This is a genomic window from Paenibacillus sp. SRL342, assembly GCF_984798905.1.
This window is the reverse complement of record NZ_OZ481790.1, coordinates 3,785,628-3,799,811: the sequence shown is the minus strand read 5'-3', so window position 1 is coordinate 3,799,811 and position 14,184 is coordinate 3,785,628. Positions and strand designations below refer to the sequence as shown.

Genomic DNA, 14,184 nt, shown 5'->3' with positions numbered 1-14,184 from the left:
TGTCGATTACCTTTCGGAACGTTTAACCATCCTGCTTTAAGGCCGAGTCTGCGCCAATTGGTACCATTCATTCACTTCTTCCGTGATTTTTCTTCCGCCTGAATCCATCCATTTTTTCACGAACTCATCAAAAATGGTGAGTGGCTCCTCTCCATAAATAATGGAGTTGAAGGTGTCCAGTTCCATTTTTTGCAAATAAGTGTTTCGAGCTTGCATTGTTTTTGTCGGGGGCCCCTGAAACAGATTGACTCGATCAATCTGCCGCTGCCTGGTCTCTACAACATTTGCCTTCATAATGGGATACTGCTTCTCATCCTTAGGGTCAATTCCCATACTGAACAAAATGGCGCGATCATGAGAGCTGAGCCCTTCTCGCTTGCCCATTTTCAGAAGAGCTGCTCTGAATCGGGAAGGGTAACTCGCATATTGTCCCATGAGGGTATATTTGAACGTTATCACTTTCCCCCCGGGAATATCGCGGCTGTCACTATCCACCGAACCATCCGGGTTCAGTACATAATCATATCCATTCTGATAGGCACTCAGATACAACGGATTATTCGTCACCGTAGCCTCATACAGATAGTTCTGATACTTAAAAAAAGCCTGCAAGGCTTCTTCAGAAATGTTTGCGCTGATCATTAAAGCCCCGCTGTAAGAGTTTCCTTTGAATCTCGCTGTGGTTCCGTCCATTCCTGCAGGAATCGGATAAGGCACAAACTCAGCCTTCGGATCCTTTTCATTAAGTTGTTGCAGCGGATAATCTCCAAACCAGCGTGGACCAGCTACCATGCCAACTTTGCCATCAAAGATATTTTTATTGACCTGATTGAAGTCCTGCAGAGCTATGTTATTGCTCACATATCCTTTTTTCTTCCAGTCTTGCAGTTTTGCCAGTGCGGTTTTGATCTGAGGCTGGATACTTCCGTACACGAGATTGCCCTGTACATTCTTGCTCCATATACTTGGAATCGCTCCATACGCACCAAATACCCAGGATATGTCTCCGATAGGCGAGGCCAGATACTGGTCCTTGATTGCAAAATCAATACCGTAGGTATTCTGTACGCCATCACCGTCTGGATCATCATAGGTAAAGGCCTTCATTACACTTTCCAGTTCGTCAAGATTGCTTGGTGCCTTCAGGTTCAGATAATCTAGCCAATCCTTGCGAATCCAAAGTACGGACTGCGAGGCTTGCTCCGTAATGATCGGAATCGCCATCCGTTTCCCGTCAATCTCAAAAGGCTTCCATGCTTCTGGCACTTCAGCCATAGCCGCTTTCCAAGTGGATGATGCATATCGATCAAAGGCTTGTCCAGCGTCCAACAGTTTGCCTGAGATCATAAATCCATTGACTGTGTCCATGACATTGGATGAGAACACGTCAGGTAACGTATTGTCAGCAGAGAGCATTAATCGAAGCTTCATATCATAGTCATCGACAGGAGCACTCCATTGGGTCCGAATATCCACGCCAAGCGTTTCTCTGGCCCAACGGATATGTACATTATCGGTAGCAGTTTCGCCATTTTTGTAGATGGTGGTTGGATCATTCATTTTGACTGTTGTTACGATCACACCTGTTTTTACAGGCATAGGCTCTTGTGCTTTACCACTGCATGCGGCGGTAAACAGAATCAAACAAGCAACAGAAAGAAACAGGTATATTTTGCTACTCATGTGCGAAATGCACTCCTTCATCTAATTCATCTTCATCATATCGTGCCAGTTATACAGTCGAAATAACGCTTTTTCAACATTAGATAATTCATTCTTAACCTTCATCTATATTACATTCCAAATCACTTGTATTTCATCCAATGCCAGCCTACAATAAGGTGAATTTACATCGTTGGCAGGAGGCGTTAAGGGTTGAAAAAGAAATACAGGACCTTTATGAACATAGTGGCCATCACGCTGATTATGCTTGTCGCCGTCCTGGTCATGTATACCTTCTCGGTTCAATCCAGTCTGGATACCGTTCAAAAGGATATTGAAACCAACAATCTCAATCGAGTGCAGTTTGTCGTTAACTCACTCGATCAGAGCATAAATCGGCTGAATATGTTATCCATCTCCATGGAAACGGACAATTCTATTGCACTGCTGCGATCCATTGACGTGATGAGTTCCTTTGAGCAGGTACAGTTGATTCAAAATGTTGCTGTGAGAGTCAATTTGCAAAGTTTGTCCGAGGGATGGAATAACAAAATATCGGTCTACTCGGTTCTGTTGAATCAATGGATCATTTCTTCGGAGTTAGATATGAAGACTCCCTCTGTAGATTCACTGAAATCAGGCTGGAACTATGATGCAGCTACAGCTAAATATTATAAATACAAGGTCAGTCCACAGATCATTATTCGGTTGGAGTTCCCGCGCAGCAATCTGGAGGATATAGTTGAGAACTCACATCAGAGCGAGAATGAGACGTTATTCTATAAACCGGACGAGCAATTGATTACTCGCAAAGAGGCTAATTCCATTACCCCTCTCATCATGAAGGAGCTAACCGGTCATCTACAACCATCCTCCGGTACAGAAACCGTTTCGGTTAACGGAGCCCAGTACATTGTCAATTATGTGTACTCTCATCAGCTCGGTTGGTATTTAATTGATTTTATGCCTCTTGATAAAGCGTTACAGCCTATACGAATGACCCAATTCTGGTTTTACTCTGCCTGTGTCATGCTGTTTATGGCGGGGGTCACGATTATTGTTGTTCTTTTCCGCAAGGTACAGATCCCCATACTTGCTCTGTTAAAAGGTGTTCGTCTTTTGAAGCATGGCGACTTCTCTTATCGTATTCAGCGGCAGAGCGGTAATGAATTTGATTACTTATATGGTCAATTCAACGACATGGCCGGACAGATTGAGGATTTGATTGAAAAGGTATACAAGGAAAAAATCGTAGCTCGTGAAGCGGTGCTGAAACAGCTACAAGCCCAGATTAATCCTCACTTTTTATATAATTGTCTCTTTTTCATTAATAATATGACAAGATTGGGCAATGAGGAAGCGGTTACTGCCATGACCCAGAACTTGGCTGAATATTTCAGGTACACCACACGCCTTGACGAGCCGATGACCTGTTTGGAAAAAGAGTTGGGTATCGTTCGCAATTACCTTGAGATACAGAGCTTACGCATGGACCGTCTCTCTTATCAGATTGAGCTACCGGACGAGCTAAGATCTGTCCCGATTCCCAAACTACTCATTCAGCCTTTGGTGGAAAACAGCATCATCCATGGCATAGAAGCCAAGTGGGATTCCGGTTCCATTCATATCACCGTTGAGCGCACGGAACACGGGCTCTGTATTGTGGTTGACGACGACGGGAAAGGCATGACGGAGGAAGAAATTAATGCACTTAAGGCCAGAATATCCGAGCCGCCTGTGGACACGATGGGATGTGCACTCTGGAATATTGCGGAGCGTCTGCGCATTCAGGACGCTACCCATTCGGGTATCCAGTTTGAACAGAGTCCCCTTGGAGGCATGCGTGTCCGATTAAACTGGTCGCTCGCCAATTGGCAGAATGAATCCTTACGTTGACAGAAAAGAGTCTAGTTTGATAGCATAGTTTGAGTTCATTCCAACAAGGAGGTTTTTACAATAGAACCCCGTCAAAGGCTTCAACAAGAGCGCAGTGACCTCAAAACAAGAAGACGAGCAGCTATAATTGAAGCAGCTAAAATTGCTTTTTTGAATAAAGGCTTCGAGCAAGCGACCATGCAGGATATTGCGGACGAGGCAATACTGGGGGTGGCAACAATCTTCCGCTACTTTCCGCGGAAAGAGCAGCTTATTGTTGCCGTAGCATCAGATATTGTTCAGTCCGAGGTTCTGGTATTCTCCGATATTATCAGAGGTGAAGGCACCTGCTACGACAAGCTTGGCCGCCTTTTCGACTCGCTAGTTTTTTTCCAGCAGGTAGAAAGCCAGCAAAGCTCCAAATTAATAGAAGCGTTTGAGTGTTACGTCGCAATGTCCAAGTCCCCGTTGGAGGATATCGAGATGTATCATTCTAACTATCAACAGATTATTATGCTTTGTGCAGAGCTGGCTGAGCTTGGTCAAAAGGATGGATCTGTTCGTAACGATGCCAATGTGGTTGAAACGATTAACACGATGATTAATGTCTTTGGCAACTTCTCCAAAAAAACAGCGATGCTCAATGGCATTGAAGCCTTCCAAACAAAAGTGGACGAAGCCGAGCAATTTAATATCCTCAAGAACATATTTTTGGATCATCTCAAGTCCTGAATAGCGGTTCCGATTTTAAGATATAACTGATAGCTGTGCTATGAGGACCGCTGTGAGATCAGATGGAGCAGCCCTCTCGATGATGTGTACATCCTGAATACATCTTATAACATCCTTAGATGGAAAACGCCTATAAGTCATGACTTATAGGCGTTTTTGAGCGTTTTATAGTTGAAGCAGAAGTTTGATTTTACTGACGAACAGCCGCATTTAATCCAGCAAGCAACTGGGAAAGAGTTTCCTCCGTGAAAGCCCCTCCCGTAAACGGAATCAACGAACGAAGCGGCATGTATTTCATGGTTGCCTGAATCATTTCGGAGGATATCGCATCGGATTGTGCCTCTTCCGTTCCCTCTGGAACCAGTCCCTGTAATTGACTCATGACAGCCATCGTTTTTGGATTGGCGAGCAGCTCACCCAGCGTTGTATTACGGTCAAAGGTAGGTACTGGCCCGGTTGTTGTGGACTCCACGTTGACCGTCTGTTGCAGGAGAATGGAACGAGAGGATGAGCCAATCAAAATATCATAGGAACCGCTCTCTACATGCCAGTCCTTCAAATCAACATTATAATAGGCAAAGCTGCGTTTATCCAGTGTGAAGGAAACGCTGCCCTCAGCGTCCGGCTCCAGTCCGATTTTGGCAAATCCCTTCAATTCCTTGTCCGGACGACTTACTACGGTTTGCTGATCCCGCACATACAATTGCACAACCTCTTGACCGTAACGAGTGCCTGTGTTTCGAATCGTAACAGTTACCGTAACCCGATCCGTATCCTTGAACTGTGTATCGTTCAGATTCAGACCGGTATATTCAAACTGTGTATAGCTCAATCCGTAACCAAACGGGAACAACGGTTCAATACCCTTACGATCATAGTAACGATAACCAACATATATGCCTTCACGGTATTCCACACGATCTCCGTCCCCGGGGAAAAACAGAGCCGAAGGGTTATGATGCACCGATTGCGGGAACGTTTCCGCCAGCTTACCGCTTGGGTTGGTTTCTCCGAACAACAGATCCGCCATGGCTCCTCCAGTTGCCTGACCGCCCAGATACGCCTCCAGTACTGCCTTCACATCATCAAGCCATGGCATCACAATTGGTGATCCATTGCTTAATACGACAACAAGGTTAGGCTGCTCTGAGGCAACGGCTTTGATTAGCGCCGATTGGTTAGCGGGGATGTCCATGTGAGACCGGTCATATCCTTCCGATTCATAGCGGTCAGGCAGACCAATGAACAGCACAGCGACTTCCGCTGCCTTGGCCGCCTCGACGGCTTCCTCCATCAATAGCGGGTCACTTTCATCTGAAGCAAGCTTGTAGCCCTCAGCATAAGTCACCGATGCATCCGCTTCAGCAAGTAAAACTATCTGTTCATAAGGGTTATCCAGTTGAGTAGGATGGATATGCGAACTGCCGCCGCCCTGATATCTGACCTTCTGAGCTAGCTCTCCGATAACGGCAATGCGGCTATTCTTGCTCAGCGGAAGAATATCGTCCTCGTTTTTCAACAAAACCATTGTTTCTCCTGCTACCTCTCTGGCAATCTGATGATGCTGCTCAGAATCAAAGGTTGCTTCTGGACGTTTATGCTCTGCCGTCTTGAAAATAACAGCTAACAACCTCTCCACGGATTGATCAAGCTTTTCTTCGGATAACTCGCCGCCATTCACCGCCTCCACAATTTTACGTGGTCCTTCTCCGTTGGAAGAAGGCATTTCCAGTCCAAGTCCCGCGGCGATGCTGGCTGCGATCTCATTCACTGCGGACCAGTCTGTCACAACAAAGCCCTCATGTCCCCATTCTTCCTTCAGAATGGTATTCAGCAAATATTCATTCTCCGACGCATACGTTCCATTCACTCTATTGTAAGAAGACATTACTGTCCATGGCTGCGCTTGCTTGACCGCCTTCTCAAACCCGGTAAGATAGATTTCTCTTAACGTCCGCTCGTCGACCACCGCATCGGTAGTCATTCGGCGATGCTCCTGATTGTTCACTGCAAAATGCTTAAGTGAGGTTCCCACACCCTGGCTTTGCACACCTGAAATATGAGATGCTGCCAGTTCACCCGTCAGGTAAGGGTCCTCTGAGAAATATTCGAAGTTGCGCCCGCATAACGGGGAACGCTTGATGTTCGCCCCTGGGCCGAGCAGAATGGCGACATCCTCCGCTTGCGCCTCTTTACCAATTGTTTCTCCGACAAGTTGAACGAGATCCCGGTTCCAGGAGCTGGCCAACCCAACCGCCGATGGAAAACAAGTGGAGGGAACACTTCCATTCAGTCCCAAATGGTCGGCATCACCTGCTTGCTTGCGTAATCCATGAGGACCATCAGTCATCATAATGGATGGAATATCCAAACGTTCTATAGCATGCGTTGTCCAAAAGCTGCTACCTGAGCATAGTGTTGCCTTTTCGTTTAAAGTTAACTGTTTCACGATTTGCTTGATATCACGATTCATCATCCAGACACTCCTTCATCTATCGGCAGGTATCCTTGACATGCAAAACGGTTATGTAAGGTCCCGCATAATATTGTTTTAGTTCTCTTTTTAATAATACTGTCTCGTTGAATGACATGAAATAGCGCTTTCTTAATGTGATATAACGCAATCTGAATACAAAGAAAGCTTTCATGCCTCGCAAGCCATTTGCAGCGGTAATCCGCATAGGTATTTCTGAACATCTGTATCGTTTTCTTAAGATTTGAGGTGAGCCAAGGCGGCATCCATTGAAATGATAGTTCGGCCATCATACAATACAATAAGTGTTGTAACAGCTTGTCTATAGAGGGGGAATTAGCTTGTACGGTTTATTAATAGTGGATGACGAGAAATCGGTTGTTGATAGTCTCGCGCTGACAATTCCCTGGGAAGATTATGGCATCCAGGAAGTGCATAGAGCTTACTCGGCTGCGGAGGCTCTCGATATCGCTTCCAAATACGCTGTTGATATCATGATTACCGATATTCGTATGCCCGAGATGGATGGTTTGGAGCTTATTTTGGAGATTCGGCGATTCTCCAGTAAAATTAGATGTATTATTTTGTCTGGTCACGATGAGTTTGAATATGCCCAAAAAGCAATTCAGTATCAGGCTGCTAATTATCTGCTGAAGCCGATAAATACCGATGAGCTCATCCAAGCTGTAACAAAGGCTATCGCCAATATTGAGCACGAATGGGAACGCATCAGTTCATTTCAGCAAATTCAGCATGCTCTTCACGCCAATATGCCCTTGTTGCGCAATCAGCTGCTCAAGGAACTTCTTCAGAACAAAGCCATGAGCCATCAGATTTTGGCCGGGCGTCTCAGCATGCTGGAGATTCCCTTTGCGTCCTCTGACCCCTTTATTATGATGGTCATTCGGATGGAGGAAGAATTTTCCGGTTATGATCTTCGGTCATTATCCTTGCTCGAATATGCTGTAACCAATATAGCCGAAGAAGTGTTTCAGCATCCGTTCAAGCTGTGGCATTGCATTACAGAGCAGGGATATCTGGTATTTCTGATCAAAAACAGTGATCTACATGCACTCGATTCAGTCGACTCCCACGCGGTCAGACTGCAAAACAATGTGCAAAAATTTTTAAAGGGAGCCATCTCCATTTGTCTGAGTAAAGAGCAATTCTTCCCTGACCACCTCTCCGATCTATATTTAGCCTCCGTGTCAGCCATCAATCGGAATGTGGGCAGCAACAAAAGCTATTTTATTACGCTGGACAAAAAGGATGCGGATTCCCATGAACAGCAAAACCTCATTAATTTGTATGAGCCACCCTTGCTCCCTAACTTGCTGGAATCAGGTAATTGGGATGAGGCCATAAGCAAAATTTCCAGAATTCTTTTCTTGAACGAAGTTGGCAAAGAACTGTCCCACGATCAATTGTTTACAGTACTACTCTACCTGTCTTCCACATTCTCGATTTCACTAAAATCGCAGGACACGACGGTTGAGGAAATGCTTGGGGAGGAGTTCGAATTTTTGCTTCGGAAAAAAAGCCAGTTATCCGGCCAACGCATATATAGCTGGGCAGAGAAAATGATTAATCAGCGACGCAAGCAGGCCTCCAATCAGCTGATGAATGCGCACGAACAAATTACGTCTAAAGTGAGAACATACATTCAGGAGCATTTGGCAGAAGGTATCTCCCTTCAGGTCATTGCCGATTATATCGGCCTGCACCCCGTTTACCTGTCCAAGGTGTACAAAACGGTCACTGGAGAAACGATTGGTGATTATTTGTACAGCTTACGTATGAACAGAGCATCTTACCTGTTATTGAACTCAGACCTCAAAATTGCAGATGTCAGCAAGGCGCTTGGCTTTTTGGCTCCGCCGCATTTTATAAAAATATTCAAAAAGCATTATGGTTGCACACCACAGGACTTTCGCACTCGTTAACGAAATGAATGGAAAAAAAAGGTCTTGGCCTATCGCTCATTTTAAAAGGAGAATGCACCGGGATTGCTCCCAGTGCATTTTTGCAGTTCGTATAAATCTATTATGGCTTCACCGTAGTTTTGTCCAATTTTCCCAAAACATGAAAGAAACTCACTACTCCACATGGCCAAGGATAAACGGTCGCAGCTTGAGCTTGTCTTTATTTTGAATATCCGCCTGACAAGGTCATGACCAAATTAGCAGCCTTTTATAGGCTTTCACCCATTCCCCTGCTCAACTGCCTACATACAATACATTAGACTAATGAACAGGAGTGATGTGATATGACATTTTTACCTCCTTTTGGACCTGGTGGAGGATTTGGCGGACCTGGGGGTCCCGGAGGACCAGGAGGACCCGGCGGATTTCCTGGTCCGCCATCGTTCCCCGGGGGTGGAGGCGGCGGACCACAAGGCGTGCAGGCACCTACCGGACCGCCACCATCATTCATTCCACAGCAACCCGCTTCGTTATATGCGGTAGATCCAAGAGCCATATCCGGCTGTTTGTTTCGCTACACATATATTTGGCCGGATCGTGGTCCCGGCTTCTGGATGTACCCGGTATTTGTCGGTAGAAATTCGGTGGCTGGCTTCCGCTGGAATGGCTTCTTCTGGCTATACACCGGCATTGATCTGCAGCGAATCAGCTCGTTTAGCTGTTTCTAGAAGTAAATCCCCCTGTATGCGGATTAATCCACATACAGGGGGATTTAGATTTATGGAATATTCACCTTGTCTAAAGCAACTTAATCAGCTTTTCTAGCTCATCAACCAAACTTTTTGCAAGTTCAAAATTAGTATCTTTTAAAGCCAATTCAATTTTCATTTCAACAGACTTTTTCTTTTGTTCATTTTCTAGATAGTTTTCATCAAAATGACTCGCATAAATCATCTGTCTGAATTCTTCTATACTCATTTTACTAATCGTTCTGTCCTCAATAATTAAAACATAATCCATACCATTTACAACCGAATAAAAATCATGAGAAATCATGATAATCGCACCTTTGTAGTCTTCAATGGCTTTCTCCAATGCGATTTGTGTATAGATATCCAAATGGCTTGTTGGTTCATCCAGGAGCAATACGTTGGCTTGACTGGCAGAAACTTTAGCCAATTGAAGCATGTTTTTTTCACCGCCAGACAATGATTCAATCTTTTGATCAAGGATTTCTCCATCAAAGCCATAGTTTGGAAGATACGATCTAATTTCATCATACGTTTGAAACCCGGAATCTATGAATTCATTTAGGATGGTATTCGAATCCTTTAACATTTCGCCTTGAACCTGAGATAAATAGGCCACTTTAACATCGGTATCTATTTCAATGGAATCCTGATTATTTTTAAAGATTTCTCGGAGTAAAGTCGTTTTCCCGGTACCGTTAGGACCGATCAGGGCTACTTTATCTGTCGATTTGATCTCAAAGTTCACATTTTCCAAAAGCAACTCGTCAAAGGAAACGCTATAGTTATTGACGTTAACTACAACGGTGTCTTCCATTTCCTTATCGATCCCAAAACGGATATTTGGCTGTTTGATATCGACAAAGGGTTCTTTTATTCGACGTGCTTCCAATCTCTCTTGAAACTTGACTCTGGCTTTTAACGCTCTGCCTCTCGAGGCTTCCGAATTATATGTGGCGATCTCTCTAAGATTGTCGATGATGTGATCGTATCTCTCAATTTCTTCAGCTTCTGCAACCGCGATTTCTTGCAGTTCGATCTTAGACTGAAGCAGTGAGAAGTTATAATCGATATATCGCCCGTCAAACTCCTGGAGCTCTGTGTTTTCTAGGTGTATGATTTTGTTGAAACAATGATTCAACAGATACCGGTTGTGTGTAACGACCAGCAGCATTCCCTTGTGGGAGTTAATCAATTTTTTAAGCGCGTTCAGGTTTTCAAAGTCTAGAAATACATCGGGTTCGTCCATAATCATGAAGTCTGGACGATTCAGCATTTCCTTCATCACTTGAATAAGTTTGAATTCCCCGCCACTTATGGCGGATATACTAAGATCTTTGAGCTTCATGAGGTTGGCAAGGTTTAACTGTTTATTGATGTTTTTTTCGAAATTGTCCCCATCCATCGCTTCGAAGGCATCCAAAGCCAATTGAAGCTTTTCCATCAGGGAATCCATATCCGATGTGGTGGCCATCTCCGCATAAATCGCTGTAATTTCATCTTGTATCTTGATGAATTCTTCTGCGATATATTCAAAAACGGTCATTTCTTTTGTTTTGTCTACTTGCAAAAACTGACTCACATACCCGATTCTGCAATCAGGGTCTATCTCTAACCTGCCCTCGAACAAATATCGTTCCGGATCCATCAGGATATCGATCAGTGTACTCTTTCCACTTCCGCTTGTTCCGATAAAAGCACAATGTTGTGCCTCTTCAAACGTAAATGAAATGTTTTTATATAGTTCCTTTTGTGGAAATGAGAAGGATAAGTTTTCAACTTTTATCATAGTGTTACCTTTCTTTACAACTAAATTGGTGGCTAGTATTGAATATATTGTCGAACACAGACTTTTAGAGTAACACTGTTTACCACCAAGTACAATCGATTTTTAGCCCTTACCCTCACTTCGAAATTTGAGTACGCTCTTTCCTAGTGATTAGAGGGATGGATTTTATGAATAAGTAATATTCCATCATACTGATCGCGAGGTATCATCTTTTCATCTAAAACTCCCCATGCTTTGGCAATTCGAGGTGTGTACATCCATTCCGTTGTTGGACTTAACTCCTTGTCCTTCATGTTGATGAACCGGGCTGGACCCATTTCAATTCCTGCAATATCTTCAAGACTTCCTTTTTTGTGAGGCAGGACTTGCTCTTCCTCTCCATTGTTTTTATATGCGCTTCCCTCATATGCATACAAACCTATAACATAACCAGCTTGCTTGAGTGAGTATGGAAGCATCTCACCCATGGTTGGATATGGATTATTATCATAATCGTATCCGTTATGCTCTGTGATCATTGTGGAATTATTCTTACGTATATGATAATTGTGTCCCCATAAAATAATTTTCTCCTCAGGATAGACTGTTTCTGCAAGCCATTCTACATTATCAGCCATCACGCGATCTCGTTCATAACTTCCCAATTTCAAATGCTTCTCAGGGTCTACTCCTGCTAGCAGATTTACAATATGAGGATGGTAGTTATCCAACATGTCTAACCTATTTTGTAAGACGCGATCTACCAGAGATATCAGATTGAGTTGCTCTTTCTGATTCCTGCTTAATTCAGCTTTGTTGTCTCTTACAAACTTTTGGAGAGTAATATATTTTTCTTTTATTTTCTTCTTTTGAATATTAAAATCGTCTACTTTGTTAACCATGTTAAGCTTTAAATACCAGCGTTCCGTTTGCGCAAATGCTGTTGCTTTATTCTTGTCGACCTTAGCAAACCACGCCTCAACGAATTGAATAAAAGACTCCGACGTGCCTTGTGAATCAAATCCAGTTAATATAAGAGGATGATCCGTGTAGCTTTGTTGTGCAATGTATTCAAATAAAGGTAAGTTCTCTTCAACCTGCCACACGCCATAGACGGAGCTCTTCATCAATTCCTCTGGCGTTGTATTATGTATTTGAGCATATGCAGTAGTAGTATCGGCTAGATTGGATTCAAATGCAATGACATCATATCCTAGTTCTTCATGCAAAAATTTTACGAGTCTTACTTTCATTGAATTGTATTCTGATGTTCCATGCGATGCTTCTCCCAAGCTAACGATTCGTTTATCCGCTAAAATAGACTTTAGAAACATCAAATCAGAGTACTGATCATTTTTTTCTGCGTTAACGGATGTAATCGTATTTGCATTTGAGCGAACGCTCTCTTTCCAAATTAATTCTGAAGATATTGTATTCTTCTTGTCTACTAAAGTTGATCCAGACATATATGCCACCGGACCAATGGACATCACACTGAAACTGCACACCACTGTAGACAATAACACTTTTCTAACCAACTGATTCATTAGGCTGACACTCCTCTGTTTTTATGTATATCAGCCTAACATCTGGAGTTTAAAACCAATGCACGTTGCGTTTAAGATTTGTTTAAAAATGTATCAAATATTATGGGCTTTAGCTCTATAATGCTCTGTAAATGTATACAAAAAAATCGTCAGCATTTCTGCAACGATTCCTAATGTCAGTCTCTATTTGAAAACAGCAGCGGATTACTTTTTATTTACGCACACTTCTCTTTTTAATTTCTAACAAATGTTATGGAGTGAACGTATCTGTCATCCAATTGAAGAATCTTTCCTTTTCTTCATAGTGTGGGTAGTGAGCCGATTCTTTATAAGAAATAAATTCTTTCTTGTTAGCTTTAATTCCGTCAAAAAACTGTTTGGCAGCATGGGACGAAGTCATAAAGTCATAATCTCCCATTACAAAATAAAATGGCAGATCCAGCTTCTTAATTAAGGAAGGCAATGGACGACTCATCACTTCACCAATTAGAATTCCTTGTGAATAAGTCATTCCTTTATGATAACGTATGACATCGAGCATGTTGTATTCACTGCTGAACGCCATTCCAAGAAAACTGTCATCAGGGTTATCCATCAATCTCGCGGCACCTTTGTATCGTGTAACAATGTCTCTCGGTGTAAATGTCTGCCCTTGATTAATGGCTTCAGAAACCTGATTAAGTCTTGCTATGTCATCATCATTACCTGCAAGCTGAGCTTGTTTCATTACATAATTCCAACCGTCTATCTCACTCTGCTTGGTATCTCCTACCTGACCAATTCCGATGTAGGCTTCATATTTCTCCGGTGCTTTATGGGCAGCCAAAGAACCAATGTAAGTACCGAAGGAATGGCCGATCAGGATCACCTTTTCCTTGCCAAGCCGTTCAGATATATAATCCGTGATGGTCAGTATATCATCAACCAGCAAGTCCGTTGATAAATTGGAGTAATCCTCAAAAAAATGATAAGACTTTCCGCTTGCTCTTTGATCATAGTTCACAATGGTAAATCTGGATTCCAATACATCCTGATATTGCTTTGCGTGCGGAATTTCAGACGCGCTCGGCCCACCGTGTACATACAGAATAACCGGATTCTCTACATTTTGACCGCGGATCATGATTTCATGACCTGTTCCATTGATCTCTACTTGTTCCAGTACACTAATACTATTTTCCCCTTTTATTTTCGGAGTCCATGTTGGAAAGTAAAGAACCACCATTGAAAGTATTAAAACAGCAATACCGATCCCAAAAAATATTTTTTTCATTTTTTTCATTCGAATTACCCCTCTCTGCGCTTCAATCTTCCGAAATGATTGTTCCGCTTGTTATAAATTTAGACTTTAAAAGTCATATAGACATAGTGCGATTTAGTCATGAATTGACCTATGACATAAAAAATCGGCAACTCCAATGAGTTGCCGATTTTTTATGAACATCAGTAATATTCT

At 43.0% G+C, this 14,184-nt stretch carries 9 protein-coding genes; 4 read left to right on the top strand and 5 right to left on the bottom strand.

Features of this window, described 5'->3' with window-relative positions; all coding sequences use genetic code 11:
• Positions 1–36: 36 nt before the first annotated feature.
• Positions 37–1,683 carry a type 2 periplasmic-binding domain-containing protein gene (locus AC4E8D_RS16615; protein ID WP_221821355.1) on the bottom strand — a complete coding sequence of 549 codons (1,647 nt, stop codon included), beginning with the start codon at positions 1,681–1,683 and terminating at the stop codon, positions 37–39.
• 192 nt (positions 1,684–1,875) lie between these two features.
• Between AC4E8D_RS16615 and AC4E8D_RS16610 the strand changes: the two genes are divergently transcribed.
• Entirely contained in the window at positions 1,876–3,558 is a 1,683-nt protein-coding gene (locus AC4E8D_RS16610) for a sensor histidine kinase (protein ID WP_047843168.1), read from the top strand.
• Positions 3,559–3,618: 60 nt separating this feature from the next.
• Entirely contained in the window at positions 3,619–4,269 is a 651-nt protein-coding gene (locus AC4E8D_RS16605; protein ID WP_313771462.1) for a TetR/AcrR family transcriptional regulator, read from the top strand.
• Positions 4,270–4,459: 190 nt separating this feature from the next.
• Here the strand turns inward: AC4E8D_RS16605 and AC4E8D_RS16600 are convergent, their stop codons facing one another.
• Positions 4,460–6,742 carry a beta-glucosidase gene (locus AC4E8D_RS16600; protein WP_221821750.1) on the bottom strand — a complete coding sequence of 761 codons (2,283 nt, stop codon included), beginning with the start codon at positions 6,740–6,742 and terminating at the stop codon, positions 4,460–4,462.
• Between the two features lie 341 nt (positions 6,743–7,083).
• Between AC4E8D_RS16600 and AC4E8D_RS16595 the strand changes: the two genes are divergently transcribed.
• Together AC4E8D_RS16595 and AC4E8D_RS16590 are read left to right on the top strand one after the other, a co-directional pair.
• On the top strand, positions 7,084–8,685 hold the full coding sequence (locus AC4E8D_RS16595; protein WP_047843166.1) for a response regulator transcription factor: 1,602 nt from the start codon (positions 7,084–7,086) through the stop codon (positions 8,683–8,685).
• Positions 8,686–9,008: 323 nt separating this feature from the next.
• The gene (locus AC4E8D_RS16590) at positions 9,009–9,392 is read left to right on the top strand and encodes a hypothetical protein (protein WP_047843165.1); all 384 of its coding nucleotides are present in this window, start codon (positions 9,009–9,011) and stop codon (positions 9,390–9,392) included.
• 70 nt (positions 9,393–9,462) lie between these two features.
• Here AC4E8D_RS16590 and AC4E8D_RS16585 read toward each other — a convergent pair whose 3' ends face one another.
• The 3 genes from AC4E8D_RS16585 to AC4E8D_RS16575 all read right to left on the bottom strand — a co-directional run bounded on the left by AC4E8D_RS16585 (position 9,463) and on the right by AC4E8D_RS16575 (position 14,010).
• Positions 9,463–11,202, bottom strand: a complete 1,740-nt coding sequence (locus tag AC4E8D_RS16585) for an ABC-F family ATP-binding cassette domain-containing protein (RefSeq protein ID WP_449004719.1) — start codon at positions 11,200–11,202, stop codon at positions 9,463–9,465.
• A gap of 143 nt (positions 11,203–11,345) precedes the next feature.
• Positions 11,346–12,728, bottom strand: a complete 1,383-nt coding sequence (locus AC4E8D_RS16580) for an erythromycin esterase family protein (protein WP_221821345.1) — start codon at positions 12,726–12,728, stop codon at positions 11,346–11,348.
• Positions 12,729–12,978: 250 nt separating this feature from the next.
• Entirely contained in the window at positions 12,979–14,010 is a 1,032-nt protein-coding gene (locus AC4E8D_RS16575; RefSeq protein WP_221821343.1) for an alpha/beta fold hydrolase, read from the bottom strand.
• Positions 14,011–14,184 lie beyond the last annotated feature (174 nt).